The organism is Mycobacterium sp. (assembly GCF_019247635.1).
In the GTDB taxonomy this organism is placed as follows: Bacteria; Actinomycetota; Actinomycetes; order Mycobacteriales; family Mycobacteriaceae; genus Mycobacterium.
In genome coordinates this window covers 14,538-41,003 of the sequence record NZ_JAFBAR010000062.1, presented here as the reverse complement: position 1 = coordinate 41,003, position 26,466 = coordinate 14,538, and the positions used below count along the sequence as shown (strand labels likewise).

Sequence of the window (26,466 nt, the reverse complement as noted above, 5' to 3'; positions counted from 1 at the left end):
AGCTCAGCTACGAAGGGACCGCCGAGACCAGACTGACGCGCAGCGAGTCCGCGCGAGCGTAACGCCACTGCGAAATCCGGCGCTGGTTTTCGCCGTGGCGTTACGCTCGTGCCGCCAAATCCATTGTCAGGGCCCGGTGTAACCCGGCGGGTTGACGCCGTCGACCCAAAAGTCGACTCCGAGCGTCGAACCCGGGATGCAGTCGTACACCGACAGGTCGTCGACGCCGGAATCCACCAGGACGTCCTCGCATAGCAGCATGTTGCCCGTGTATTCGCGGGAGGGCTTGTTGAGGATGACGTAAGCCGCGTCGGAATACACCTCGGGCTTGCGGGCCCGGCCCATCGCCTCGTCGCCGCCGAGCAGGTTCTGCACCGCGGCGGTGGCCACCAGTGTGCGCGGCCACAAGGTGTTCGACGCGATGCCCTCGTCACGCATCTCCTCTGCGATCCCCAACGCGCACAATGTCATACCGAATTTGGCCATCATGTACGCCGTCGGCTTGAGCCACTCCTTGCCGAGCAGGACGGGCGGCGACAGCGTCAGGATGTGCGGGTTCTCCCTGCCCTTCAGGTGCGGGATGCAGGCCTGGGAGACCGCGTATGTGCCCCGCACCTGGATGCCGTTCATTAGGTCGAAGCGCTTCATCGGGACCTCGGCGATGGATCCGAGGTTGATCGCCGAGGCGTTGTTGACGCAGATGTCGATCCCCCCGAACTGCTCGACGGTCTTAGCCACGGCGGACTCGACGGAATCGGGGTCGCGGACGTCCCCGACAATCGGCAGTGCCTGTCCGCCTGCGTCCTCGAGCTCCTTGGCCGCGGTGTACACCGTTCCGGGCAGCTTCGGGTGCGGCTCGGCCGTTTTCGCGATGAGGGCGATGTTGGCGCCGTCCTGCGCTGCGCGTTTGGCGATCGCCAGACCGATACCACGGCTGGCGCCGGAGATGAACATGGTCTTACCTTCGAGGGACATGGCGTCACCCTAACGCTGCCGGTGACCGCCAATTTCATGGGTGCGCCGCTTGCGTAGTGCGTGGCTGTGGGGTTCACGCCCACCGATACCGGAAATAGCGCGCTGGGTCTTGCCGTTGTTTCATGCGATTTGTCCTGGTGAGAACAACCGGGGCAGACAGCGTCGGTCACGGCCTTTAGATTGGGAGGAGCGAACCGGGTGTCAACGGCGACGAGCTTGTTGGACGAGGAGCAGTTAGAGCGCTTCCTGCTGAGTCCGGTGTCGCCTTCGGTACAGCCCGCTGACACCGCAAACGAAGGGACCGTGTTAGGCAATATGGCCGACGTTGATGGCGTCACCCCGGTGGACGTGCCTGAGCCCGCGCCGCCCGATGAGACCGACGCCGAACTAACGGCGCGATTCGAGCGCGACGCGATCCCTCTGCTGGACCAGCTCTACGGTGGTGCGCTGCGTATGACGCGCAATCCCGCCGACGCCGAGGACCTGCTCCAAGAGACGATGGTTAAGGCCTACGCGGGATTTCGTTCGTTCCGCAAGGGCACCAATCTCAAGGCGTGGCTATACCGGATTCTTACGAACACCTATATCAACAGCTACCGCAAGAGGCAGCGGCAACCGGCCGAATATCCGACCGAGGAGATCACCGACTGGCAACTGGCAGCCAACGCGGAGCATTCCTCGACGGGGCTGCGGTCGGCCGAGGTGGAGGCGCTAGAGGCATTGCCGGACACCGAAATCAAGGAGGCGTTGCAGGCCTTGCCGGAAGAGTTCCGGATGGCCGTCTACTACGCCGACGTCGAAGGTTTCCCGTATAAGGAAATCGCAGAAATCATGGGCACGCCGATAGGTACGGTGATGTCGCGGCTTCATCGCGGCAGACGCCAGCTGCGTGACCTGTTGGCCGATGTCGCCAAGGAGCGCGGCTTTGTACGGGGCGAGCAGGCGCACGAGGAGGTGTCGTCATGAACGAGTTCTCATGCTCGGCCAATCCTGGCGGGGACTCCCACGAGGCCCACGCCTACATCGACTGCACCCAGGTGATCTCCGAGGTATGGACCCTGCTGGACGGTGAATGCACTCCCGAGGCCAAAGAGCAGCTGCGCAGGCACCTCGAGGCCTGCCCGGGATGCTTCAAGCATTACGGGATTGAAGAGCGGATCAAGGCGTTGATCGCCAACAAGTGCAGTGGCGAGAAGGCGCCGCAGGGCCTGCGCGAGAGGCTGCGGCTGGAGATCCGCCGGACCACCATCATCCGCGGGGGCCCGGGTTAACCCGCGCGACTAGGCCTGATGGTCCCACTCCTCCTCAAACCGCTCCGCGGTCTGCATCATCGCGCGACTAGCGCTGATGGTCCCACTCCTCCTCAGACCGCTCCGCGGTCTGCATCGTCGCGCGACTAGGCGTTGGGCCGCTTGCCGTGGTTAGCCTTGCTGTACTTGCGGTCACGCTTCTTGCGGCCACGCTTGGCCATCTTGGAACCTCCGTAGTTCGTCCATGTTGGGCTGGCATGACTGCGCCCGATTGTTGACCAGTGTCTCACGCGGCCGGCAGGCGAACCGCGCCAGACCGCGCGCCCGCTATCTCAGATGGTCTTGTGGTTCGATATACATGACCTTGATCGAAGCCTGATGGACCAGCAGCCAGCATGCGTCAATGGCCGGAACGAGTGGGGTGAAGATGGCCGAGGATGTTCGCGCCGAGATCGTGGCCAGCGTGCTCGAAGTGGTCGTCAGTGAGGGCGACGAAATCGGCAAGGGCGACATCGTGGTGCTGCTGGAGTCCATGAAGATGGAGATTCCCGTCCTGGCCGAAGTCGCGGGCACCGTCAGCAAGGTGAGCGTCTCTGTGGGCGACGTCATTCAGGCCGGCGACCTTATCGCAGTGATCAGCTAGGCCCCGAGAAATTTGAATCCTGCACACGTGCCGCCGGGGAACGACAACGTGAGAAGCTGATGTCCACGCTGGGTGATTTGCTGGCAGAACACACGATGCTGCCGGGCAATGCGGTCGATCACCTGCATGCGGTGGTGGGGGAATGGCAACTACTGGCCGACCTGTCGTTCGCCGATTATCTGATGTGGGTGCGCCGCGACGACGGCCAGCTGGTGTGCGTGGCGCAATGCCGGCCGAACACCGCACCGACGGTGATGCTGGCCGACGCGGTGGGTTCCGTCGTCGTCGAGGACAGCCTGCCGCTGGTAGCCGCGACGTTTGCCTCCGGCACACTCACTCGGGAAAGTGATGCGGGCCAAGAGGATTCGAGCGAACCGGCCGGCCCGAACGTCCAGGCCTCGCCGGTGCGGTACGGCGAGCACGTGGTTGCGGTGCTGACGCAACATCAAGCCGCCTTGGACCCGCGCAAAGCCGGCCAGCTGGAGACCGCGTACCTGGATTGCGCGGCCGATCTTGTGCACATGCTGTCGGAGGGCACGTTCCCCGACGTGGGCGATGTCGCCATGTCGCGTTCGACTCCGCGGGCAGGTGACGGATTCATCCGTCTCGACGTGGACGGGATCGTCGCCTACGCCAGTCCCAACGCGCTGTCGGCGTACCACCGGATGGGCCTGACCACCGAGTTGGAGGGCCGCAACCTCATCAAAGTCACCAGACCGCTGATCTCGGACCCATTCGAGGCGCAGGAGGTCGCCGAGCATGTGCTCAACCTGCTGGCCGGTGGGTCAAGCATGCGGATGGAGGTCGACGCCGGTGGCGCCACTGTGCTGCTGCGCACGCTGCCGCTGGTGGTGCACGGGAAGAACGCGGGCGCCGCGATCCTGATCCGCGACGTGACCGAGGTGAAGCGCCGCGACCGTGCCCTGATCTCCAAGGACGCCACGATCCGCGAGATCCACCACCGGGTGAAAAATAACCTGCAAACGGTGGCGGCGCTGTTGCGCTTGCAGGCCCGCCGCACGGTTAACGCCGAAGGGCGTGAGGCCCTCATCGAGTCAGTGCGCCGGGTGTCGTCGATCGCTCTGGTCCACGACGCGTTGTCGATGTCGGTCGACGAGCAGGTCAACCTCGACGAGGTGATCGACCGCATCCTGCCGATCATGAACGATGTCGCGTCGGTGGACCAGCCGATCCGGATCAACCGCGTTGGTGACCTCGGAGTACTGGATTCCGACCGCGCGACGGCACTGATCATGGTGATCACCGAACTCGTGCAGAACGCGATCGAGCACGCGTTCGACCCGGTGGCCACGGGAGGCTCGGTGACGATTCGCGCCGAGCGCTCAGCGCGCTGGCTGGACGTCGTGGTGCACGACGACGGGCGCGGCCTGCCCGAGGGATTCAGCCTGGAGAAGTCGGACAGTCTGGGCCTGCAAATCGTGCGGACCCTGGTTTCCGCGGAGCTGGACGGTTCGTTGGGCATGCGCGAAGCCCCCGATCACGGCACCGATGTGGTGCTACGAGTGCCGATCGGTCGCCGGGCCCGATTGCTGCTTTAGCGCACGCAGCAGTGCGGCCCCGACGTTTTGTCGAGGCCGCACTCAGAGAAAACTGCGTCAGACTCCGCTGCGTGCCTTCGTCCGGGCGTTACGACGCTTCAAAGCACGCCGTTCGTCTTCGCTCATGCCGCCCCAGACGCCAGAGTCCTGGCCGGTGTTAAGAGCCCAGGATAGGCAGTCCGTGGTCACCGAGCACCGATTGCAAACCAGTTTCGCGTCAGCGATCTGTGCGAGCGCCGGACCGCTATTCCCTACCGGGAAAAACAGTTCGGGATCCTCGTCGCGACAGACCGCCTTGTGGCGCCAATCCATAAGTTGTTACTCCTCACTGAGTGCGCAGCAAGGCGCACGGGCGTTTCAGTTTCCGCTGTTACGCGTGCACACCAAAGGATCCCGTACCCCTACATAATTTCTGCGTGCAACCTTTTGATCGTTTCACAGGCTCAAGAGATGTCAATAGCTTCAGTTCGCTCGTGGGCTATCTCACTTCGACGATCTCTTACCGAAGCCCTTACTCAGTTCTACTACATAGCCGCGCAATTTTCCGCTGATAATTTTCCGATGGGCCCTCCGCGTCCTGTTGCTGCAGTTCAGCCGCGATTTTTGGCAGGTGGGGCAACCACCGCCAGTGCGTCTGGAACGGCGCGGAATGTCATCGCTTCACGCATGCCGAGGTACTCCCCGTCGAACTGACTCGCGACCGGTGAGCCGGTGGAGGTGAGACGTAGGTAAGCCGCGTCATCGTTGCGGACGAGTTGTTTGGCCTGCGGGTCGGGGCGTTTCGAGAGGATCTGGCTCAGCAATCGCAATGTGGGAAACACTTTCATACTGGTGACCGCGAACACGCCGAGCCCCGACTCGAAACTGCAACCGGGGTTGGTCACCATCGGCCGGTTGTTGCTATAGGTCCACGGACGAGTGTTGGACACCCAGGCAAAGTGCACACCCGGAATCGGTTCGCGGTCGGGTAGCTCCAGCGTGAGCAGCGGTGCGCGGCGGCTGAATGCCACGGTGATGGGAATCGCCACCCGCCAGTAGCGCAATGGCGTGACCTTGACGCCCTTGTCGCGCTGCGCCTCCACTCCGGCCACCACCTCGGCGTCGACGCCCATGCCCGCGTTGATAATCGCCCACTGTTCGCCGCAGTCGATCAGGCCGATGCGCCGCCACCTTTGGTGGCGCCGGTAGTCGTCGAGCAGCTGGATGAGTTGGTTGGTGGCGGCAACCGGGTCCTTCGCGATACCCAATGACCTGGCCAGCACATTGGCCGAACCGCCAGGCACCACGGCAACCGCGGGAACGCGGCCGGCCTGCGCTGGAGGTGGGCTGGTGCCGGGCCGGCCAAGCAAGCCGTTGACCACCCCGCTGACCGTCCCGTCACCTCCGTGCACTACCACGAGGTCGAGACCGTCGTCGACCGCCTTCTGCGCGAGTTCGGTGCCGTGACCGCGGTGCGTCGTGTGCTCAACGGTGAGATCGAGGCGGCTCTTGAGCGCGTGCGTCAACAGATCGCGAGCGGCCGGAGTGGTGGATGTGGCTGTTGGGTTGACGATCAGCACAGCGCGCATGATGCATGAGCTTAGGCGTGGCCGGAATCCCACGGGGTACGTGACTACGCTGACGCTGTGACTGCGAGCGTCCCGGGACCCGTGCGTGGGGCGGGGCTGATCGTCGCGGTGCAGGGTGCGGCGGCGCTGCTGGTGGCGGCGGTGCTGGTGGTACGCGGACTCGGCGGGGCTGACCAGCGTGGGGTCAATGGCCTGGGCACCGCGGTGTGGTTCGCTTTGGTCGGCGGCGCGGTGGTGGCCGCCGGGTACGCGCTGATCGTCGGCAAGCGCTGGGGTCGCGGGCTGGGAGTGTTCACGCAGCTGTTGCTGTTACCCGTGTCGTGGTACCTGGCGGTGGGGTCGCATCGGCCGTTGTTCGGGATTCCGCTGGGGGTGGTCGCGCTGACCGGGTTGGCGCTGCTGTTCAGTCCCGCCGCCGTGCGCTGGGCCGCCGGGGGCGGTCAGCGCGGTTCGGCCAGCTCGGCCAGCCGCGGCCCGGAGAGCCGGTAGCTGATCCACTCGCGTTGCGGTCGGGCGCCGACCCCGTCATAGACCGCAATGGCATCCGAGTTCCATTCCAGCACAGCCCATCCCAGTCGCGTGTAGCCATTGTCGCGGCATTCAGCCGCCAACGCGGCCAGCAATCGACTTGCCAGGCCGCGGCGGCGAAACTGTGGCCGCACGAACAGGTCTTCCAGATAGATACCCGCGACGCCATCCCAGGTGGAGAAGGTGAGGAACCACAGTGCCATCGCCGCGATTTCGCCGTCGACCTCGGCGACGTGCCCATGCAACGTCGGGAAACCACCGAATAGTGCTGTGGCAATTTGTGTTTCGGTGACCGTGCATTGATCGGCGGCGCGCTCGAACTCGGCGAGCTGGTGGATCATCGCCGTAATGTCGGCGGCGTCCTCGGGCATGACGCGGCGGATGGTCACAGCTGTACTCCCAGCGCGGTCAGTATCGTGGCGAATTTGGTTGTGGTTTCCTCGACTTCGTCGTCGGGATCCGATTCGGCGACGATGCCGCCACCCGCGCGCGCGAGCGCGCCGCGCCGGTCGGCCGACAGCTCGGCGCAGCGGATGGACACGACCCATTGGCCGTCGCCGCTGGCATCGCACCACCCGACCGCTCCCGCGTAGAAACCGCGGTCTCCCTCGAGTTCGGCGATGAGCTCGGTGGCAGCCTTGGTCGGCACGCCTCCGACTGCCGGGGTGGGATGCAACGTCAACGCCAGATCTATTGCGGTGGTTGATGCTTCGCGAAGCCGGCCGCTGATCGGTGTGCTCAGGTGCCAGACGGCCGCGGTTCGGCTCAGTTGCGGCTCGGTTGCGATCGTCAGGTCGTCGCAGAGCGGCTCGAGAGCCGCGCGCATGGTGTCGATGACCAGTTGGTGCTCGTGGCGGTCTTTGGCCGACCGGGCCAATGCGGCGCCGTTGGCGGCGTCGCGTTTCGGGTCCAGGGCACGCGGGGCCGACCCGGCGAATGGTTGGCACAGCACGCGGTCGCCGGCGCGCGCGACCAACAGCTCCGGACTGGCGCCCACCAACGCCGCGCCCGCGTAGTCTGCGCCAGCCGGCGTCAGGTCGACCAGGTAGCCGTATGCTGCCGGATCGGCGGCAACGAGGCGGCCCAGGATCGCGCGGGCGTCGAGGGGCGCGTCGGCGGCCAGTCGCAAGGCCCGGGCCAGCACCACCTTGTGCAGGGGGTTCTCCGGTGCGGCGAGTTGATCTCGTGCGCGGCTGATGCGGACCCGGTACTCGGCGGGTGTAGGGATGGCCTCGGCGACCCGAACCGGCGGCAGCGGGCCCGGGAGCCAGTCCGGCCGGGTATTGGCGCGTCGCACAGTGTCCGGTGCCAGCAATGCCGCGGGCCGGCTCACGTCAAAAGGCAACGCTCCCAACAGTATTGACACTTCGCCGGAATGCAGCGCCGCCTGTGCTGTGGACACGTCGTGATAGTGCGCTCGCACGCCGTCGGCAACCAGAGTCCCCCGTGGCCCGCTCAACGCAAACGGCGGCTCGGGATTCAAGCGCCCGGCTCCTCATCGCGTGGGTGGGGGGCGCTTAACCCCGAGGCCGCAGCCGCGCGGTATTTCACTGCCCCTTCAACCCGAGCGCGGAAAGCTGTCGCACCCCGTGCTCGAACCCGCACACCGCGACCGAGGCGGTGGGCATGCCGAAGCGGCTGCCCTCGACTAAGGGCAGCTCCAACCAGCGCGTGATCACCGAGCGGGAGAAGTGGCCGTGGCTGACGAACACCACGTCGCGGGACTCCATGTGCTGCAACGCCAGCGCTATCGCCCGGTCGGCTCGATCGCTGACCTGCGCGACGCTTTCACCACCGGGACAGCCGTGGGTGAACACCAGCCAGTCGGGGTCGGATTCCCTGATCTGCGGGGTGGTCAGGCCCTCGTAAGCGCCGTAGTCCCACTCGGCGAGCAGCGGAGACACCTCGTCAACCGTGAGGCCGGCCAGCTTTGCGGTGTCGACGGCGCGCTGGCGCGGACTGCTGATCACCAGCGGATGGTCGGGTTCGAGTTTCGCCAGCGCGCGCCCGGCGAGTTCCGCCTGCGCCCGTCCGTTGTCGGTCAGCTCGAGATCGGTGCGACCGGTGTGCTGACCTGATTTCGACCACGTGGTCTCGCCGTGGCGGAGCAGGAGCAGTCGGTGGTTGTGCAGGCCCATGTCGACCGATTGTGCCCGAAGACATGCCGGGAGCCATGCCGGAGCCATGCGACGCCGAACGTGTCAGGATGGGCACTGTGTCCGCGGCGACGGTGCAGCGGGAGATAGCGATGAGTGGGGCGGGAAGCTTGTGACTGAGACCCGGGTACTGGCGGTGGCCAACCAGAAAGGCGGGGTGGCCAAGACGACGACGGTCGCCTCGCTCGGTGCGGCGATGGTGGACAAGGGGCGGCAAGTGCTGCTCATCGATTTGGATCCGCAGGGTTGTCTGACGTTCTCGTTGGGCCAGGATCCCGACAAGCTGCCGGTCTCGGTGCACGAGGTGCTGCTCGGTGAGGTCGAACCGAACGTCGCACTGGTCACGACCATGGAGGGAATGACGCTGCTGCCGGCCAACATCGACCTGGCCGGGGCCGAGGCGATGCTGCTGATGCGGGCCGGCCGGGAGTACGCGCTCAAACGCGCGCTGGCCAAGCTCTCCGGTCAGTTCGATGTCGTCATCATCGATTGCCCGCCGTCGCTGGGCGTGCTGACCCTCAACGGGCTGACCGCCGCCGACGAGGTCATGGTGCCGTTGCAGTGCGAGACGCTGGCGCACCGCGGTGTCGGCCAGTTCCTGCGCACGATCGCCGACGTGCAGCAGATCACCAACCCGAACCTGCGGTTGCTGGGCGCGTTGCCAACGTTGTACGACTCTCGCACCACTCACACACGTGACGTGCTGCTCGACGTCGCCGACCGCTACGACCTGCCCGTGCTGGCCCCGCCGATCCCGCGCACGGTGCGCTTCGCCGAAGCCAGCGCGTCGGGCTCGTCGGTGATGGCGGGACGCAAGAACAAAGGCGCCGTGGCCTATCGGGAGCTGGCACAAGCGTTGCTCAAGCACTGGAAGTCGGGCAAACCCTTGCCGACCTTCGCGGTGGAACTTTAGCCCGGCAAGCAAACGCAGAACCGCGGTCTTATCCGAGTGCCACCACGGTGTCGCCGCGCTGCTCGAACACCCGCGAACCCGAGACGGCCGGAACCACAGCCGCCGCGCTCGGCTCCCGCTGCACGGGAATGAAACCGTTGTTCGTGCCGGTCAACGGGTCATAGACACCTATCCCGTCGGTGACCGGCACCAGCAGCTGACCGGCCATCATCACGCCCGGCCCCAGCGGCACTGCGTCGCCTGCGGCGATCGTGTAGCGCTGGGTCAGCTTGCCCGCATCGAAGACCAGGACCGCGTCGCCGGTCCACCAGGTGATCATGTTGCCGGCCTGTGTCAAGACAGCCGAGCTGGAGGGCGGCTTGGGTAGCAGCGTGCTCGCCACTGTGCTGCCGGTCTCGTCGATCACCTCGACGCGGGGCTGCGGGGAGGGCAGGTAGACCGCCGTGTTGTGTTCCGAGACGGTCAGTACGCGGGCTCCCGTACCCGCCCTGATTCCGGGTTCGGCGACGACGTGTTGGTCGGGTTCGTCGTCCTCCTTGCCCGGGTGCAACAGGACCAGCCGCAGGTCGGCCTCGTTCGCGCAGGACTCGAGCACGGAGACCGCCGACGAGCCGGCCGCGGCGGACTCGAGCGTGCACCCGGAGTGCAGGCCTCGCGCGGACGGTTTCACCCTGGCGTCGGTCTCGCCGTAGGCCAGCATCCGGACCATGTCCGAGCGCCAGAGCTCCAGGCGGGTCGTGCCCGCCGACAGCACCGTGGTGCCGTCAGAGGAGAGCTGCACCCGCGGATCGGCATAGCTGCTGCGGGCCGCTCCACGCCGGCCGGTGGAGCCGTCGATGGTACTCACCTGGCCGCAACCGCGATCGTCCTTATAGACGGCGACGGCAAAGTGGTACACCCAGGACACGCCGCACAGATCGGCGTCACGGGCGTAACTCCAGCGCGACTCGCCGTTGGCTGGGTCCCGGCCGTCCACCTGTCGCCCGTCTCCCGTGATCACCGTCCCGCCCACGACAACCGGCACGGTGGTCGCGGGGCTGCGAGCGGTCCAGAGCTGTTTTAGCGAGGTAGGCACTTGCCGGGCGGGAGTCGGGTTGGCCGCGGGAACCTCGGCCGGCCGGCTGACGGTGGCCCGGGCGTCGCTGGTCCACCAGATCAGCGCCGCGAGCACGGCCACGACGACGGCGATGGCCGAGGCGATCGCAATGTCGGCCTTGGTCCTGCGCTCGGGTCTGACCATGCGTCAGCGCGGGCTTAGTTGACCTGTGCGGTTGCTTCGGCTGGCTTGCGACGGCGACGGCGACGTCGGCTGGTCCCGTTGCCGTTGCCGTTGCCGGCGGCCGAGCCGGATGGTGCTTCCGCGGTGGCGTCGCCGTCGGCGCCGGTGTTGGTCGTGGGATGGCCGGTGACCGGCTTGCCGCCACGGGTGCGCCGACGTCGTGGGCCCGAGCGCGTGCGGGTCTCCGACTTCGGTTCGTCGCGCCGTTTGACCTGGGGTTTGCGTGGCGCGCGGACTCTGCCCCCGGCCTCGGGGGGAATGCCCACCTCGGCATAGAGGTGCGGCGAGTTCGAGTAGGTCTCTGCGGGATCGGGGGATCCCAGGCCCAGCGCTTTGTCGATCATGGTCCAGCGGGGCAGCTCGTCCCAGTCCACGAGCGTCACCGCGACGCCGGTGCGGCCGGCACGGCCGGTGCGCCCGATGCGGTGGACGTACATCTTCTCGTCCTCGGGGCATTGGTAGTTGATGACGTGCGTGACATCGTCGATGTCGATACCCCGGGCGGCGACGTCGGTGGCGACCAGCACGTCGATATCACCGGCGCGAAAAGCCTTGAGCGCCTTTTCGCGCGCGATCTGGCCGAGGTCGCCGTGCACGGCGCCTACCGCGAAACCGCGCTCCTCCAACTCGTCGGCCACCTTCTGCGCGGTGCGCTTGGTGCGCGTGAAGACCATCGTGGCGCCTCGGCCGTTAGCCTGCAGTATCCGGCTGACCAACTCCACCTTGTCCAGCGCGTGAGCGCGGTAGACGAATTGCTCGGTGGTGTCGTGCACGGCCAACGAATGCGGCGCCTCGGCCCGGATGTGAGTGGGCTGGTCCATGAACGTGCGGGCCAGGGTGATGATCGGATCCGGCATGGTCGCCGAGAACAGCATCGACTGACGATCGGCCGGGATCTGGCGCAGAATGCGTTCGATGTCGGGCAAAAAGCCCAAGTCGAGCATTTCGTCGGCCTCATCGAGCACCAGCACCGACAGGCCACCCAGCTGCAGGTGACCCTGTTGGCACAGGTCGAGCAGCCGGCCCGGGGTGCCCACCACGACGTCGGCGCCCTTGTGCAACGCCTCGATCTGGGGTTCGTAGGCCCGGCCGCCATAGATGGAGACCACCGACAGCGGGCGATCGTCGTTCGCGGTCAGGTACCTGGCTGCGGTGGCCAGGTCGTCGGTCACCTGCAGGCAGAGCTCGCGAGTGGGCACCACCGCTAGGGCTCGTGGTGCGCCGGTCAGCGGCCTGGTCGCGGTGTCGGCGGTGATCCGCTGCAGCAGCGGAACGCCGAAGGCAAACGTCTTGCCCATGCCGGTGCGGGCCTGGCCGATCACATCCTCGCCGGCCAGCGCCAGCGGCAGGGTGAGCTCCTGGATAGCAAAAGGTCGCTCGATGCCCTTCTCCGTGAGCGCGCGAACTATTTCGTCGCGGACGCCGAGTTCGGCAAACGTTGTTTCAGGGGTCAGTTCAGTTGTGCTTTTCAGAGCAGTCATACGTGGTTAGCAAGCCTTCCGGTGGCGTAAACGTTGTCGGTCGTGTGTCGTACTTCTCTTCATCGCGGTTCACGCGCGCACGAGTTCCGACTTCGATATCGCCGCCGAGGCGCCGGGGCCCACGCTCGATGGTGGGCCGGCACATGCACGCACATTTCGCCGGCAACAGCAATAAAGCTATTACCTCCTTGCATGATAGCTGGTCGACAGCTGGCGCCCATCTTCTGTTAAGCGCGCCGACTAGAGTGTGGCCATGACGTCGCCTTCCCCCGTCCCCTCTCGTACGGGCTCGGCGGCCGACCGAGTGGCCGATCCGGACCGGGTGCGGCTGCCGGCGGATCATCCCGGCGTCAACGAATTGTTCGCGGTGTTGGCGTACGGCGAGGTGGCGGCCTTCTACCGGTTGACCGAAGAGGCTCGGATGGCGCCCGACCTGCGGGGCCGGATCTCGATGGCGAGCATGGCCGCCGCCGAGATGGGCCACTACGAGCTACTGCGTGACGCGCTGGAGAGTCGAGGCGTCGACGTCGTGTCGGCGATGTCGAAATACGTCTCGGCGCTGGAGAACTACCACCGGCTGACGACCCCGAGCACCTGGTTGGAAGCCCTGGTGAAGACCTATGTCGGTGATGCGTTGGCCGCCGATTTGTACCTGGAGATCGCCGACGGACTGGCCGACGAGGTCGCCGACGTGGTGCGGGCCGCCTTGTCGGAGACGGGGCACTCCCAGTTCGTGGTCGCCGAAGTGCGCGCCGCAGTCACCGCCAGCGGCAAGCAGCGCAGCCGGCTGGCGCTGTGGTCTCGTCGTCTCCTGGGCGAAGCGATCACGCAGGCGCAGTACCTGCTGGCCGACCACGATGAGCTCGTCGACCTGGTGTTGTTCGGGACCGGCGGATTGGGCCAGCTTGGTGCCTTCTTCGAACATTTGCAGCACACCCACGACCAGCGCATGCGGGAACTCGGACTCAGCTCAAGCTGATGGCGGCGACCCGCCGCGACCGGCTTCGCCGCTCTTGCGATCGCCGCGGGGCTAATGGCGGCTTTGCCGCTAGCGAGTGCAGGTCGCTATCGCTGAGTTGTTCGTCGACGTTTTGACCAACTGGCCCTGCGCGTTGACGATCGAGCAGTCCAGCCGGCTGTAGATGCTGCTCGCAATCACTGACTGTGTTTGCACGCCGGGGTTCAGCACCACCACCTTCGTCCATGGCAGCGCAACGTTGAACTCGGTCACGGGAAAGCCCCGGGCGTCGGTGTAGACGACGTTGACCAGGTCGATTAGCTGTTTGGATCCGGTCACGCTATAGACGACGGTGCGCGGGTTCACTGCGATGCGCGGGGGCACTGCGACGGGCGGCGGCGCGGCATTGGGCAATGTGCCCGGCGTCGTCAGCGCGGGGCTGGTCGGAATCACGGTGGTGACCGTCTCGCGGGGCAGTTGTGGTGCGGGCGAAGTAGTCGACGGCGGCGCCGTGGGCCTGGGCGAGGTGGTGGAGATCACGGTGTGCGGAGTGGGTGTCGGTGCCCCCACGGTGGCCTTGGTTGTCGCGCTATCCCCGCTGTTGATGATGACCGCGGTTGCCACAGCGCCCAGCGCCATGACAGCGCCGATGATGGCCACCGCCGGGCGCCATCGCCGATCCGCCGGCCAGCCCAGCTCTTCGTAGCCGAAGCTGTCCGTATCGCAGTTCTCGTCGTCCGGGTAGTCCTCGATGTCATCGACGAGTTGTTTCAACCTGTTACCGATGATGCTGATGTTACTGTCGTGAAATCACGGATTGGGTTGTGCCAGTGTCGTTTCGCTTACTGCGGAGTAACGACCTGGTCGCAGGGTCCATCTGCGGCACACCGGACTCGTCCACTAGCCTGCTGCAGAGCACGCATGCGAGACCAACGTCAAACGGAAAGGGGCCACCCGTGGAGGTCAAGATCGGCATCACGGACAGTCCACGCGAGCTGATCTTTTCCAGTGCGCAGACACCCGATGAGGTGGAGAAGCTGGTGAACGCCGCGTTGAGCGAGGACGCTGGTCTCCTGGGACTCACCGACGAGCGCGGCCGTCGTTTTCTGGTGAACACCGCCAAGATCGCCTACGTCGAGATCGGCGTCGCCGACGCTCGCCGGGTCGGCTTCGGGATCGGGGCGGACTCCGGGAAAGGCGCTAAGAGCGGGTAAGCGGCACGTGCGATAGTCCGCCCCAGGCGAAGTGCACGGTGCCGTCGACGGCGTCGGATTTGGAGATGGGCCGGTCGCTGTCCAGCCAGTATCTCGCGCAGTCGACGCTGACGCCGACCAGGCCCACCGCGATCATCCGCGCGCGGTGGGGGTCCAGCCCGGAATCCTCGCTGATGAGGTCGAACACTGCGTCGATGCACGATTCGGTGGCCACCCGAACCTGAGCGGCCACCTCGGGCTCGGTGACGTTGTCGTTCTCGAAGATGAGCCGGTAACCCTGGCTGTCATGTTCGATGAAGTCGAAGAACGCCTGGACCGCCGCGTGCAGCCGGCGCCGGTTATCGGTCGTGGTGCTCAGCGCCTGTTGGACGCCGGACACCAGGTTTTCCACGTGCCGATTGAGCACCGCCAGATACAACTCGAGCTTGCTCGAAAAGTGTTGGTACAGAACAGGTTTGCTGACGCCGGCGCGATCGGCGATCTCGTCCATTCCGGCCGCATGGTAGCCGTGGTCGACGAAGACGTCACTGGCAACGACAAGCAGTTGGCCCCGACGTTCGTCGCGGGGCAGTCGGTTGCCGCGCCGGTTGGCGGCGGGCTCGGCCGGCCGACCGCGATCGACTGCTCTGATAGAGCGCCGCTGCGCTGCCCTGGCGAGATCGCTCATCGGTCCTCAATCTGAAGTGCGTTGTTTGGGAGGGCCACTTTCAACCCCTTTTCAACCCCTTTGTAAACCCCACGCCCGTACATGTGTCGCCACGACATTACTACCGTTAACGTTCAGTCGACCCGAACTAGCGGTACCAGTAACTGCGAGGACCGTTAGGGCGCGCCAGGACTGACCACCCGGCCCGGCTGTGCAATCCTGGGAAAATGACCCACGAACCGGCGGGGCCTGGGCGCGGCCCTGGCCGAGTACCGGTGTTGCGGGAAGGGTGGCGCGAACCACTGCGGGCCCAGCGTGATCCGCTGGCCCACGACGCCGGACGAGTCCGCGTCGACCGCGGCCGGCAGCGTCAATGGCGCAAGCAGACCTGGCTGGGGCGATTCGTGTCCACCTATGGGTGGCGCGCCTATGCCCTGCCCGTGCTGCTCGTGCTCACCGCGGTGGTGGCCTATCAGACGATCACCAACCCGAACGCGCCCAAGGCCGAGATGCGCTCGTCGATCCAGGGACCGCCGGCCATCGGGGCGGTGGGCACGGCGATCCTGGACGCCCCGCCGCGCGGCCTGGCGGCTTTCGACGCCAATATTCCGGCCGGCACGCTGCCCGACGGCGGCGCGTACACCGAAGCCGGCGACAAGACCTGGCATGTCATTCCCGGCACGACGCCGCAGATCGGGCAGGGCACGGCGAAGGTATTCCGCTACACGGTCGAAATCGAAAACGGTCTGGACCCCACGATGTACGGCGGTGACAACGCCTTCGCCCAGATGGTCGACCAGACGCTGGCCAACCCCAAGGGCTGGACGCACAATCCGCAGTTCGCCTTCGTCCGCATCGACGGAACCGATAAGAGCAAGCCGGACTTCCGGATTTCGCTCGTGTCGCCGGTAACGGTGCGTGAAGGGTGTGGCTATGAATTCCGGCTGGAGACCTCCTGCTACAACCCGGCGTACGGAGCGGACCGCCAGTCGAGGGTCTTTATCAACGAAGCACGATGGGTGCGCGGAGCCGTTCCGTTCGAAGGTGACATCGGTTCCTACCGGCAGTATGTGATCAATCACGAGGTCGGCCACGCCATCGGGTATATCCGGCACGAGCCGTGCGACAAGGACGGTGGCCTGGCCCCGGTGATGATGCAGCAGACGTTTTCCACGTCCAACAACGACGCCGCCAAGTTCGACCCCGACTTCGTCAAGGCGGACGGCAAGACGTGCCGGTTCAATCCCTGGCCGTTCCCCATCGCCTAGGACCCGTTGAGCGCGAGCAGACGCATAAACACCCGATTTCCTGCCACAAGGGGTGACTTTGCGTCTGCTCGGCAGGCAGGGTTTCGCCTAACCTCGATGGTGTGTTGCCTCCCTTGGTCGAGCCCGCGGCGTCGCTGAGCCGGGAAGAGGTTGCCCGCTACAGCCGCCATCTGGTCATTCCGGAGCTGGGCCTGGAGGGGCAGGAACGTCTCAAGAACGCGCGCGTGCTCGTTATCGGCGCCGGCGGACTCGGGGCGCCGACGTTGCTCTACCTGGCCGCGGCAGGCGTGGGCACCATCGGCATCGTCGACTTCGACGTCGTCGACGAGTCGAACCTGCAGCGCCAGATCATCCACGGGGTCGCCGACCTCGGGCGCTCGAAGGCCCGGTCGGCGCGCGAGTCTATCGCCGCGATCAATCCGTTGGTTGACGTGCGGTTGCACGAGGTCCGGCTGCACGCGGATAACGCCGTCGACCTGTTCAATCAGTACGACCTGATCGTCGATGGCACCGACAACTTCGCCACGCGGTATCTGGTCAACGATGCGGCGGTGCTGGCCGGCAAGCCGTACGTGTGGGGATCGATCTACCGCTTCGCAGGTCAGGTGTCGGTGTTCTGGGAGGACGCGCCGGGCGGCCATGGTGTGAACTACCGCGACCTGTACCCGGAGCCGCCACCGCCCGGGACGGTGCCGTCCTGCGCGGAGGGCGGCGTGCTGGGCATCGTCTGCGCCTCGGTCGCGTCCGTGATGGGCACCGAGGTGATCAAGCTGATCACCGGGCTTGGTGAGACGCTGCTGGGCCGGTTGATGATCTACGACGCGCTGGCCATGAGCTACCGCACGATCAGGATCCGCAAGGACCCGTCCGCTCCGCAGATCACTCAATTGCTTGATTACGAAGAGTATTGCGGCGCGGTGGCGGACGACCTGGCTACCGGCTCCAGCATCAGCCCGCGGGAATTGCGTGCGCTGATGGACTCCGGCACGAGGTTGGCCCTGATCGACGTCCGCGAGCCCGCGGAATGGGCCGTCGTGCACATCGAGGGCGCGCAGCTTATCCCGCAGTCGCTCATCTCCTCGGGGGAGGGGCTGGCGCAGCTGCCGCGAGACCGCATGGCCGTGCTCTACTGCAAGACCGGAGTGCGCTCGGCCCAGGCGCAGGCCGTGGTGCGTAAGGCCGGATTCGCCGACGCGGTCCATCTGCAGGGCGGCATCGTGGCATGGGCCAAGCAGGTGCAGCCCGACATGGTCGTGTATTGACCGGAACCGGGAAGGCGCTCTATTAGTCTGACCCCTGTGACAGTCGAGCCGCCGCCCGAGCATGTGTTGGCGGCGTTCGGTTTGACCGGTGTGAATCCCGCCCCACTCGGTGCCAGCTGGGAAGGCGGCTGGCGGTGCGGTGAAGTCGTGCTGTCGCAGGTTGCCGACCATGCTCGTGCGGCCTGGTCGGCTCGCGTGCGGGAAACGTTGTTCGTGGACGGCGTGCGGCTGGCTCGGCCGGTGCGGTCGACCGACGGGCGGTACGTGGTATCGGGTTGGCGGGCGGACACATTCGTAGCCGGCACGCCGGAACCCCGGCACGACGAGGTCGTTTCAGCGGCGGTGCGATTGCACGAGGCCACCGGCAAATTGGAGCGCCCGCGATTCTTGACTCAGGGACCCACAGCGCCGTGGGCGGACGTCGACGTCTTCATTGCCGCCGACCGAGCCGCCTGGGAGGAGCGGCCGTTGCAGTCGGTGCCGCCGGGGGCGCGGACGGCACCGCCGAGCGCCGACGCCCAGCGCTCCGTCGACCTGATCAATCAGCTCGCCACGTTGCGCAGGCCGACCCGCAGCCCTAATCAGCTGGTCCACGGAGACCTTTACGGGACAGTGCTTTTCGTCGGCACCGCGGCGCCCGGGATCACCGACATCACGCCCTACTGGCGTCCGGCCTCCTGGGCGGCGGGCGTGGTGGTCATCGACGCGTTGTCCTGGGGAGACGCAGATGACGGCCTTATCGAGCGGTGGGGCGCATTGCCGGAGTGGCCACAGATGTTGTTGCGCGCGTTGATGTTTCGCTTGGCGGTCCACGCACTGCACCCGAGGTCGACGGCCGAGGCATTTCCGGGTTTGGCCCGCACCGCGGCTCTGGTCCGGTTGGCGCTCTAGAACTCATGGCGCACCGCGGCCAGCGCGATCCGGCCGTCGACAGCCAGCACTCCCTCGGCGCGCAGCAGACTCAGCTGCGGCGTCCGCAGATGCCGCGCCGGACGCCCGGACGCGGTGATCACGCGGTGCCAGGGCAGGTCCGAGGAGTCGGTGCGCATGATCCAGCCCACGATGCGCGGACTGGAAAGGCCTGCGACAGCGGCGATGTCGCCATAGGTGGCGACCCGGCCGGGAGGGATGGCCGCCACCAGCGCGCGCACCCGTTCCACCTGCTCGTCGGTGACCGGCGCCACGGTTAACCCAGCCGCTTCCGGATCAACGCCGCCGTCTCCGCGGGTTTGGCGTGGGGGACCATGTGGTCGCAATCGAAATCCAGCAGCTCGAAATCGGCACCCAATCGTTGTCGGAGCCCGTCGATCAGTCGGTCGCCGACGTAGGGCGGCGAGGTCCAGGCCGCCCGGACCAGCGTCGTCGGCGTCCCGGCCGGCGGCAGGTCGATCTCGCGGGCAAGTTCGCTCCAGTAGGACATCATCGCCGGCACGCTGATGCGCCAGCCGTACCGCCCGTTCGGCAGTTTGACCAGGTGCTCGTCGAGGTCGGCGTCGAGCACCGCGGGGTCCACGTCCGCCCAGGAGCCGGCCGTCTTCTCCCGACGTGCCTCCGCAGGGTCCGGGTAGTCGGGGGAGGAAAACATCGCCTCAGCGATCTCGCTCATCCACTTGCCGTCCAGGCCGATCGCGGGATCCAGCAGCAGCAGCGCCGCCACCAGGTCGGACCGAACGGCCGCCAGATGCAGGGCGACCGCACCGCCGAACGAATGTCCGACCACCAGCACGGGCGCGTCGGCCTGCTCGTCGAGCAGCGCGGCCATCGCCGCGACGTTGGCGTCAATCGACCATGGCGCGGCCCACGACGATCGGCCGTGGGCCAGCAGATCCGGTGCGGCAATGCTGATTTCGGGCACGTAGCCAGCCAGGTGCTGCCAGCGCTGGCCGTGTCCGGTCAGTCCGTGCATCGCAAGCATCCGCACCGGGCCGGACGGCCCGTAGCGGTGCACGTGGAGGTCGGCCGTCACGCGTTCAGCGGTCGACGTCCCAGTCGTCGTCCGGGTCGGCGACGGTGGTGGCCTGGTCGATCAAGTCGGCCTCGTTGGCCTCCCGGTCGGCCGAGCTCAGGTAGGCGGTGTCCAGGCCGGCTTCGTCGTCAACGACGAGTTGGTGTTGTTCGACCGCGTCGGCTTCGGGCACATCGCCGGTTGGTCCGATATCTCCGATGTCTCCGATGTCCCTGACCATCGAAACTCCTCCTCAGGTGTTTCGGCTTTGGTGTCCAGTATCCCGGCGAGGCGGAAGAACTTCATCTCGGATGGTTCGGCGGGGCGGCCCAGCATATCGCTGGCAGCGCTGGGCCGATTTTTGTCAGACCCTCGTGATTGCATGCCGCTATGTCATTCACCTGGGGCGTCGAGGCGCGCGCGGTACTCGAGCCCGGCACGCGCGGCTCGGTGCGCATCCTGGGCGGCCCGGGAACCGGCAAGAGCAGCCTGCTGGTCGACGCAGCGATCGCCCGCATCAGCGCAGGTGCTGATCCGAAATCCGTTGTGCTGCTCACCGGTTCCGGCAAGATCGGGATCCAGGCGCGCAGCACGCTGACGACCGCGCTGTTGCGGTCGGGTACGGCCGGCGGCCGCCTCGCCGCGGTCCGCGAGCCGTTGGTGCGCACCGTGCACAGCTACGCCTACGCGGTGTTGCGGCGGGCCGCCGAGCGCGCTGGCGACGCCCCTCCCCGTCTTGTCAGCAGCGCCGAACAAGACGCCATCATCCGCGAGCTGCTGGTCGGTGACATCGAGGACCGCCCGGACGCTTGGCCGGCGCAGCTGCGGCCCGCTCTGAGTTCCGCGGGGTTCGCCGCCGAGCTGCGAAACCTGTTGGCACGCTGCGCCGAACGCGGCGTGGACCCGGTGGACCTGGAGCGGCTGGGCCGGCGGTGCGGGCGCCCGGAATGGACCGCCGCCGGCCGATTCGCGCGGCAGTACGAGCAGGTGATGTTGCTGCGGGCGGCGGTCGGCATGGCGGCGCCGCAGGCCACCACGCCGGCGCTGGGTGCCGCCGAACTCGTCGGTGCCGCGTTGGAGGTCTTCGCCGTCGACCCGGAGTTGCTGGCCGCCGAACGTGCCCGCGTGCGAGTGCTGTTGGTTGACGATGCCCAACAACTCGACCCGCAGGCAGCCACTCTGGTGCGGGTACTCGCCGCGGGTGCCGACCTGGCTTTGGTCGCCGGGGACCCGCACCAGGCGGTGTTCGGCTTCCGGGGTGGCGAGCCGGCCGGGCTACTGGCCGAAGGGTCGCCGTCGGTCCAGTTGGCCGTGTCACACCGCTGCGCTCCCGCGGTGGCGCGTGCCGTCAGCGGCATCGCCCGTCGATTGCCCGGCGGTGGCGGCGGCAGGCAGATCGAGGGCTCAGGAATCGAAGAGGGATCGGTGACGGTGCGCCTGGCCGCATCCGCTCACGCCGAGGCGGCGTTGATCGCCGACGCGCTGCGTCGGGCGCACCTGGTCGACGGCCTCCCGTGGTCACAGATGGTGGTGATCGTCAGATCGGTGCCGCGGGTGGCCGCGCACTTGCCGCGCGCACTGGCGGCCGCGGGGGTTCCGGTCACCGTTCCGGTAACCGGCGGCTCGCTGTCGGAGAACCCGGCAGTCCAGGCGCTGCTCACCGTGTTGGCGGCCACGGCCGACGGTCTGGACGGTGACCAGGCGCAGGCGCTGCTGACCGGCCCCATCGGTCGTGTCGATCCGGTCTCGCTTCGCCAGCTGCACCGGGCCCTGCGGCGCGCCCGTTCCGAGGGTGACTCCGCCACACTGGGTGCTCTGCTGGTGCAGGCGCTGACCGGCGACGCACCGCTCTCGGGACCGCACGCTCGCCCGCTGCGACGGGTGTGCGCCGTGCTGGCCGCCGCCGCGCGCTGTCACCACCCGGGTTCGGGTCAAGGCCAGGATCCGCGCTACACGCTGTGGGCGGCCTGGCATCGTTCCGGTCTGCAGCCCCGCTGGCTGGCCGCCAGCGACCGCGGTGGCCCGGCCGGCGCGCAGGCCGACCGGGACCTCGAAGCGGTGACCGAGCTGTTCGACATCACCGAGCACTACGTGTCTCGCACGTCCGGTGCCTCGTTGGGTGGTCTCGTCGAACACGTCGCGGCGCTGCAGTTGCCGCGTGTCGACCGCGACTCGGCGGCAGGCGCGGAGCGAGTTCGGGTGCTCAGCGCGCACGCCGCGTTGGGACACGAGTGGGAGCTGGTCGTCATCGCGGGGTTGCAGGAAGGGCTGTGGCCCAACACCATTCCACGTGGCGGGGTGCTGGGCACCCAGCGGTTGCTCGACGAACTCGACGGTGTCGCGCAGGACACCTCGATGCGGGCGCCGCTGCTGGCCGAGGAGCGCCGATTGCTGGTGGCGGCGATGGGCCGTGCTCGGCGACGGCTGCTGGTGACCGCCGTGGACAGCGACACGGATGGTACGGGACAAGAGGCCGCTCTGCCGTCGGCGTTCGTCTCCGAGATCGCTCAGTGGGACACCGGTGACATAGATCCTGTTGCAGTGCAACCTATTTCGTCTCCGCGTGTGCTGTCGGCGGCGGCTATGGTGGGCAGGTTGCGCGGCGTGGTGTGCGCTCCCGACGGCGGCGTGAGCGACGCCGCTCGCGCGTGTGCGGCAACGCAGTTGGCCCGGCTTGCCGCAGCCGGCGTGCCCGGCGCCGACCCGGCCGGATGGCACGGACTGATTCCGGTCAGCAGCAGTGACCCGCTTTGTGGCAGCGACGATCTCGTTACCTTGACCCCGTCCACCCTGCAGATCCTCCACGACTGCCCGCTGCGCTGGCTTGCCGAACGGCACGGCGGAACCAACGCCCACGATCTGCGGTCCACCCTGGGCTCGGTGCTGCACGCGTTGATCGCTTTGCCGGGCAAGGACGAATCGCACCTGATCGCCGAACTGGACCGGCTGTGGCGGCGGCTGCCCTTCGACTCCGACTGGTATTCGGCCAATGAACTTGAGCGCCACCGCGCCATGGTCCGAGCTTTTGTCGAGTGGAGGGCCCAGACTCGGGGAGAGCTGACCGAGGTGGGTGTCGAGGTCGACGTCGACGGCGTGTTGGGCACACCCCGCGAAGGCGGCGGCCAGGTTCGGTTGCGCGGCCGGGTTGATCGGCTCGAACGCGACGCGGCCGGCCGGCTGGTGATCGTGGACGTGAAGACGGGCAAAACACCGGTCAGCAAGGACGATGCGCAACAACACGCCCAGTTGGCGACGTATCAACTGGCGGTGGCCGAAGGCATGATGGCCGACGGTGACGAGACCGGCGGCGCTCGGCTGGTCTACATCGGAAAGACGGGCGCCGCGGGTGCCACCGAGCGCGAACAGGACCCGCTGACACCGGCCATGCTTCAGGATTGGCGCGACCTGGTCCGGCGGGCCGCCGCCGCGACCGCCGGGCCGCAGTTCATCGCGCGCCGCAACGACGGATGCTCGCACTGCCCGATACGGTCCAGCTGCCCGGCCCATGCCCACGGGACGGCATCGTGACCCCGCGTTACAATCCGGCCGAATTAGCCTGCGCGCTAGGGCTTTTACCACCAACCGACGAGCAGGCTGCGGTCATCGCGGCGCCGCCGGGCCCGCTGGTCGTCATCGCCGGTGCCGGCGCCGGAAAAACCGAGACGATGGCCGCGCGGGTGGTGTGGCTGATCGCCAACGGCTACGCCGACCCCGGCCAGGTGCTCGGATTGACGTTCACCCGCAAGGCGGCCGGTCAACTTTTGCGGCGGGTCCGGTCGCGGTTGGCCCGGCTGGCCGGCGTGGGCCTGGGTGCCGGTGACCCCGCGGCCGGGGAGGGCGTCCCCATGGTCAGCACCTACCACGCCTTTGCTGGTTCGCTGCTGCGCGACCACGGCCTGTTGTTGCCCATCGAGCCCGACACCCGGCTACTCAGCGAGACCGAGCTGTGGCAGCTGGCGTACGACGTGGTCTGCGGCTACCGCGGCGAGCTGCAGACAGACAAAACCCCGGCGGCGATCACGTCGATCGTGCTGCGGCTGCGGGGCCAGCTCGCCGAGCACCTGGTGGGCACCGGCCAGCTGCAGCACACCCACGACGAGCTGAAACGGCTGGTCGGCACGCTGCCCGCGGGTCCTTACCAACGCGACCGCGGCCCCAGTCAGTGGCTGCTGCGCATGCTGGGCACGCAGAACGAACGCGCCGCGCTCGTGCCGTTGCTCGACGCGCTCGAAGAGCGCATGCGCTGCGAGAAGGTGATGGACTTTGGTGCGCAGATGGCCTCGGCCGCGCGGCTGGCGGTGACGTTTCCCCAGGTTGGTCGCGAGCTGAGGGACCGCTACCGGGTGGTGCTGCTCGACGAGTATCAGGACACCGGGCATGCCCAGCGCGTCGCGTTGTCGTCGCTGTTCGGCGGCGGTGTGGACGACGGGCTGGCACTGACGGCCGTCGGCGACCCGATTCAGTCGATCTACGGTTGGCGCGGCGCCTCGGCAACTAACCTGCCTCGCTTCACCACCGACTTCCCCCGGTCCGACGGCACCCCGGCGCCTGTTCTGGAGTTGCGGACCAGTTGGCGCAACCCGCCGCGGACGTTGCGCGTGGCCAACGCGATTTCCGCCGAGGCGCGACGGCGGTCGGTCGCGGTGCATGCGCTGCGGTCCCGTCCGGATGCCCCGCCGGGAACCGTCCGCTGTGCGTTGCTTCCCGATGTGCGGGCCGAACGCGACTGGATCGCCGATCATCTGCTACGGCAGTACGAGCGCGCCCGTGCCGAGGGCGTCAATCCGCCCACCGCAGCGGTGCTGGTGCGCCGCAACGCTGATGCCGCGCCCGTCGCCGAAGCCCTCCGTGACCGCGGTATCCCGGTCGAGGTGGTCGGTTTGGCCGGCCTGTTGTCCATACCCGAGGTCGCCGACCTGGTGGCCATGCTGCGCCTGGTGGCCGAACCGACGGCCGGCGCAGCCGCGATGCGGGTGTTGACCGGTCCGCGGTGGCGGCTCGGTGGACGCGACATCGCCGCGCTGTGGCACCGCGCCGTGGCTCTTGGCGCGGACCCGCGATCAACGGAGGCATCGCCGCCCAAGAACCTCGCGCTGACGGCCGGCGCGGACCCCGACGCCCCGTGCCTGGCCGACGCCCTCGCCGACCCCGGTTCCGCCGGTAGGTATTCCGCCGCTGGATATCGGCGCATCACCGCGCTGGCCGACGAACTCATGGCATTGCGTGGCCACCTCGTTCATTCCCTGCCCGACTTGGTCGCCGAGGTGCGTCGCGTGCTTGGCCTGGACTGCGAAGTTCGGGCCAGATCAGCTGCCTCGGGGCAGTGGGCCGGCGCCGAACATCTCGACGCTTTCGCCGACGTGGTCGCGACGTATGCCCAGCGGACGGGTGGGACCTCGGTGGCCGGGCTGCTGGCCTACCTCGATGCCGCTGAGCTGGCCGAGAATGGTTTGCCACCAGCCCAATTGGCCGTCGTCCAGGATCGGGTTCAGGTGCTTACCGTGCACGCCGCCAAGGGCCTGGAATGGCAGGTGGTGGCGGTCGCGCATCTCTCCGGCGGGACGTTCCCCGCTACCGCGTCGCGGAGCACCTGGCTTACCGACGCCGCCGAACTGCCACCGCTGCTGCGCGGTGATCGCGCCGGTGCGGGCGCGCTCGGCGTCCCGGTGCTGGACACCGCCGACGTGACAAATCGAAAACAGCTGTCGGACAAGATCTTTGCCCATCGGGGTCAGCTTGAGCAGCGGCGCGTCGACGAGGAGCGTCGGCTGCTGTACGTGGCAGTAACCAGAGCCGAGGACACCCTGCTGGTATCCGGTCATCACTGGGCTTCGACCGGCATCAAACCGCGCGGGCCATCGGATTTCCTGTGTGAACTCAAGGATGTCATCGACCAGTCGGCCGCGGCCGGCGATCCCTGCGGCGTCATCGAGCACTGGGCTCCCGCACCGTCGGAGGGTGAACGAAACCCCTTGCGGGATAAAGCCGTCGAAGCGATGTGGCCCGCGGATCCGTTGGCCACGCGGCGTGACGACGTCGAACGCGGAGCCGCGCTGGTGGCTGCCGCGATGGCCGGTGTGGTCGGCGTCGACACCGAATTCGCCGACGTCGAAAGCTGGGCCGCCGACGTCGACGCGTTGTTGGCCGAGCGCGCGCGACTGTCGAAGCCGCCCGTCCACTCGCTGCCCGGCCAGGTGTCGGTCAGCGGCCTGGTGGATCTGGCGCGCGACCCGGCAGGGGCCACGCAACGGTTGACGCGTCGGCTACCGACACGGCCAGACCCACATGCGTTGTTGGGCAATGCCTTTCACGTCTGGGTCCAGCAGTTCTACGGCGGCGAGCTGCTGTTCGACCTCGGCGACCTGCCCGGTGCGGTGGACTCCGAGGTCGGCGACACCCGGGAGCTGTCCGAGTTGCAGGCGGCATTTGCCGGATCGCAGTGGGGCGCACGCACGCCGGTCGCTGTCGAGGTGCCGTTCGAAATGCCGATCGGCGACACCGTGGTGCGCGGGCGCATCGACGCGGTGTTTGCCGAATCCGACGGCGGTGCCACCGTGGTGGACTGGAAGACCGGTGAGCCGCCGCATGGGCGGGCGGCCCTGCGCCAGGCGGCCACCCAGCTCGCCGTGTACCGGCTGGCGTGGGCCGCGCTGACGGGCTGCGCCCCGGAGTCGGTACGCACCGCGTTCCACTACGTACGCAGCGGTAGAACCGTCGTCCCCGACGAGCTTCCGGATGCCGCCGAGCTGGCGGCGTTGCTCGCCGACTCCGACCGCCCCGACGTGGCCTGATCGTGGTTACATGATTGTCGTGTGGTGCGC

General features: G+C 67.4%; 27 protein-coding genes. 13 read left to right on the top strand and 14 right to left on the bottom strand.

The window, feature by feature from the left end:
• Positions 1 to 126: 126 nt before the first annotated feature.
• Positions 127 to 975: an SDR family oxidoreductase gene (locus JO236_RS09045; protein WP_293327598.1), complete on the bottom strand. Its 849-nt coding sequence runs from the start codon at positions 973 to 975 to the stop codon at positions 127 to 129.
• 315 nt (positions 976 to 1,290) lie between these two features.
• On the opposite strand from JO236_RS09045, the gene JO236_RS09040 reads away from it, so the two are divergent.
• Both JO236_RS09040 and rsrA read left to right on the top strand, forming a co-directional pair.
• Positions 1,291 to 1,941: a sigma-70 family RNA polymerase sigma factor gene (locus JO236_RS09040; protein ID WP_293327615.1), complete on the top strand. Its 651-nt coding sequence runs from the start codon at positions 1,291 to 1,293 to the stop codon at positions 1,939 to 1,941.
• On the top strand, positions 1,938 to 2,246 hold the full coding sequence (gene rsrA, locus JO236_RS09035; RefSeq protein WP_293327595.1) for a mycothiol system anti-sigma-R factor: 309 nt from the start codon (positions 1,938 to 1,940) through the stop codon (positions 2,244 to 2,246). The genes JO236_RS09040 and rsrA overlap by 4 nt, the downstream gene beginning before the upstream one ends.
• A gap of 125 nt (positions 2,247 to 2,371) precedes the next feature.
• On the opposite strand, the gene JO236_RS22500 is transcribed toward rsrA, so the two are convergent.
• On the bottom strand, positions 2,372 to 2,446 hold the full coding sequence (locus tag JO236_RS22500) for a 50S ribosomal protein bL37 (RefSeq protein ID WP_089025046.1): 75 nt from the start codon (positions 2,444 to 2,446) through the stop codon (positions 2,372 to 2,374).
• A 206-nt stretch (positions 2,447 to 2,652) separates the two neighbouring features.
• Between JO236_RS22500 and JO236_RS09030 the strand changes: the two genes are divergently transcribed.
• Positions 2,653 to 2,868: a biotin/lipoyl-binding carrier protein gene (locus JO236_RS09030; protein WP_293327613.1), complete on the top strand. Its 216-nt coding sequence runs from the start codon at positions 2,653 to 2,655 to the stop codon at positions 2,866 to 2,868.
• Positions 2,869 to 2,927: 59 nt separating this feature from the next.
• Complete coding sequence (locus tag JO236_RS09025; protein ID WP_293327592.1) at positions 2,928 to 4,427, top strand: sensor histidine kinase; 1,500 nt, start codon at positions 2,928 to 2,930, stop codon at positions 4,425 to 4,427.
• A gap of 57 nt (positions 4,428 to 4,484) precedes the next feature.
• Here the strand turns inward: JO236_RS09025 and whiB1 are convergent, their stop codons facing one another.
• Positions 4,485 to 4,739: a transcriptional regulator WhiB1 gene (whiB1, locus tag JO236_RS09020; RefSeq protein ID WP_067205475.1), complete on the bottom strand. Its 255-nt coding sequence runs from the start codon at positions 4,737 to 4,739 to the stop codon at positions 4,485 to 4,487.
• A 278-nt stretch (positions 4,740 to 5,017) separates the two neighbouring features.
• Positions 5,018 to 5,995 carry a diacylglycerol/lipid kinase family protein gene (locus JO236_RS09015; RefSeq protein ID WP_293327586.1) on the bottom strand — a complete coding sequence of 326 codons (978 nt, stop codon included), beginning with the start codon at positions 5,993 to 5,995 and terminating at the stop codon, positions 5,018 to 5,020.
• A gap of 57 nt (positions 5,996 to 6,052) precedes the next feature.
• On the opposite strand from JO236_RS09015, the gene JO236_RS09010 reads away from it, so the two are divergent.
• Positions 6,053 to 6,484 carry a hypothetical protein gene (locus JO236_RS09010; protein ID WP_293327584.1) on the top strand — a complete coding sequence of 144 codons (432 nt, stop codon included), beginning with the start codon at positions 6,053 to 6,055 and terminating at the stop codon, positions 6,482 to 6,484.
• Here JO236_RS09010 and JO236_RS09005 read toward each other — a convergent pair.
• The 3 genes from JO236_RS09005 to JO236_RS08995 all read right to left on the bottom strand — a co-directional run bounded on the left by JO236_RS09005 (position 6,436) and on the right by JO236_RS08995 (position 8,661).
• Positions 6,436 to 6,894 carry a GNAT family N-acetyltransferase gene (locus JO236_RS09005; RefSeq protein WP_293327610.1) on the bottom strand — a complete coding sequence of 153 codons (459 nt, stop codon included), beginning with the start codon at positions 6,892 to 6,894 and terminating at the stop codon, positions 6,436 to 6,438. The genes JO236_RS09010 and JO236_RS09005 overlap by 49 nt on opposite strands.
• Before the next feature lie 14 nt (positions 6,895 to 6,908).
• Complete coding sequence (locus tag JO236_RS09000) at positions 6,909 to 8,006, bottom strand: isochorismate synthase (protein ID WP_293327581.1); 1,098 nt, start codon at positions 8,004 to 8,006, stop codon at positions 6,909 to 6,911.
• Positions 8,007 to 8,070: 64 nt separating this feature from the next.
• Positions 8,071 to 8,661, bottom strand: coding sequence for an acid phosphatase (locus JO236_RS08995; protein ID WP_293327578.1), 591 nt, complete (start codon positions 8,659 to 8,661; stop codon positions 8,071 to 8,073).
• A gap of 130 nt (positions 8,662 to 8,791) precedes the next feature.
• On the opposite strand from JO236_RS08995, the gene JO236_RS08990 reads away from it, so the two are divergent.
• Complete coding sequence (locus JO236_RS08990) at positions 8,792 to 9,592, top strand: ParA family protein (RefSeq protein ID WP_293327575.1); 801 nt, start codon at positions 8,792 to 8,794, stop codon at positions 9,590 to 9,592.
• Between the two features lie 28 nt (positions 9,593 to 9,620).
• Here JO236_RS08990 and JO236_RS08985 read toward each other — a convergent pair whose 3' ends face one another.
• Both JO236_RS08985 and JO236_RS08980 read right to left on the bottom strand, forming a co-directional pair.
• A complete protein-coding gene (locus tag JO236_RS08985; RefSeq protein WP_293327572.1) occupies positions 9,621 to 10,832 on the bottom strand; it encodes a hypothetical protein in 1,212 nt (403 codons plus the stop codon).
• Positions 10,833 to 10,846: 14 nt separating this feature from the next.
• Positions 10,847 to 12,352, bottom strand: coding sequence for a DEAD/DEAH box helicase (locus JO236_RS08980; RefSeq protein ID WP_293327569.1), 1,506 nt, complete (start codon positions 12,350 to 12,352; stop codon positions 10,847 to 10,849).
• 253 nt (positions 12,353 to 12,605) lie between these two features.
• On the opposite strand from JO236_RS08980, the gene JO236_RS08975 reads away from it, so the two are divergent.
• Entirely contained in the window at positions 12,606 to 13,331 is a 726-nt protein-coding gene (locus JO236_RS08975; protein WP_293327566.1) for a ferritin-like fold-containing protein, read from the top strand.
• Positions 13,332 to 13,400: 69 nt separating this feature from the next.
• Here the strand turns inward: JO236_RS08975 and JO236_RS08970 are convergent, their stop codons facing one another.
• Complete coding sequence (locus JO236_RS08970; RefSeq protein ID WP_416362197.1) at positions 13,401 to 14,096, bottom strand: MmpS family transport accessory protein; 696 nt, start codon at positions 14,094 to 14,096, stop codon at positions 13,401 to 13,403.
• 170 nt (positions 14,097 to 14,266) lie between these two features.
• On the opposite strand from JO236_RS08970, the gene JO236_RS08965 reads away from it, so the two are divergent.
• The gene (locus JO236_RS08965; protein ID WP_293327560.1) at positions 14,267 to 14,524 is read left to right on the top strand and encodes a DUF3107 domain-containing protein; all 258 of its coding nucleotides are present in this window, start codon (positions 14,267 to 14,269) and stop codon (positions 14,522 to 14,524) included.
• Here JO236_RS08965 and JO236_RS08960 read toward each other — a convergent pair.
• Positions 14,511 to 15,191 carry a TetR/AcrR family transcriptional regulator gene (locus JO236_RS08960; RefSeq protein ID WP_293327557.1) on the bottom strand — a complete coding sequence of 227 codons (681 nt, stop codon included), beginning with the start codon at positions 15,189 to 15,191 and terminating at the stop codon, positions 14,511 to 14,513. The two genes, JO236_RS08965 and JO236_RS08960, sit on opposite strands and share 14 nt — an antisense overlap.
• A gap of 206 nt (positions 15,192 to 15,397) precedes the next feature.
• Between JO236_RS08960 and JO236_RS08955 the strand changes: the two genes are divergently transcribed.
• The 3 genes from JO236_RS08955 to JO236_RS08945 all read left to right on the top strand — a co-directional run bounded on the left by JO236_RS08955 (position 15,398) and on the right by JO236_RS08945 (position 18,591).
• On the top strand, positions 15,398 to 16,438 hold the full coding sequence (locus JO236_RS08955; RefSeq protein WP_293327555.1) for a DUF3152 domain-containing protein: 1,041 nt from the start codon (positions 15,398 to 15,400) through the stop codon (positions 16,436 to 16,438).
• Between the two features lie 104 nt (positions 16,439 to 16,542).
• On the top strand, positions 16,543 to 17,700 hold the full coding sequence (moeZ, locus tag JO236_RS08950; protein ID WP_293327607.1) for an adenylyltransferase/sulfurtransferase MoeZ: 1,158 nt from the start codon (positions 16,543 to 16,545) through the stop codon (positions 17,698 to 17,700).
• Positions 17,701 to 17,736: 36 nt separating this feature from the next.
• Positions 17,737 to 18,591: a TIGR02569 family protein gene (locus JO236_RS08945; protein ID WP_293327552.1), complete on the top strand. Its 855-nt coding sequence runs from the start codon at positions 17,737 to 17,739 to the stop codon at positions 18,589 to 18,591.
• On the opposite strand, the gene JO236_RS08940 is transcribed toward JO236_RS08945, so the two are convergent.
• Genes JO236_RS08940 through JO236_RS08930 form a run of 3 tightly spaced genes read right to left on the bottom strand, consistent with a single transcriptional unit; the run spans position 18,588 to position 19,886 of the window.
• A complete protein-coding gene (locus JO236_RS08940) occupies positions 18,588 to 18,884 on the bottom strand; it encodes an MGMT family protein (RefSeq protein ID WP_293327549.1) in 297 nt (98 codons plus the stop codon). The genes JO236_RS08945 and JO236_RS08940 overlap by 4 nt on opposite strands.
• Before the next feature lie 2 nt (positions 18,885 to 18,886).
• On the bottom strand, positions 18,887 to 19,666 hold the full coding sequence (locus JO236_RS08935) for an alpha/beta fold hydrolase (RefSeq protein ID WP_293327546.1): 780 nt from the start codon (positions 19,664 to 19,666) through the stop codon (positions 18,887 to 18,889).
• 4 nt (positions 19,667 to 19,670) lie between these two features.
• Positions 19,671 to 19,886: a hypothetical protein gene (locus JO236_RS08930; protein WP_293327545.1), complete on the bottom strand. Its 216-nt coding sequence runs from the start codon at positions 19,884 to 19,886 to the stop codon at positions 19,671 to 19,673.
• 149 nt (positions 19,887 to 20,035) lie between these two features.
• Between JO236_RS08930 and JO236_RS08925 the strand changes: the two genes are divergently transcribed.
• Entirely contained in the window at positions 20,036 to 23,173 is a 3,138-nt protein-coding gene (locus JO236_RS08925; RefSeq protein WP_293327542.1) for an ATP-dependent helicase, read from the top strand.
• Positions 23,170 to 26,436, top strand: coding sequence for an ATP-dependent helicase (locus JO236_RS08920; protein WP_293327539.1), 3,267 nt, complete (start codon positions 23,170 to 23,172; stop codon positions 26,434 to 26,436). The genes JO236_RS08925 and JO236_RS08920 overlap by 4 nt, the downstream gene beginning before the upstream one ends.
• Positions 26,437 to 26,466: the final 30 nt, after the last annotated feature.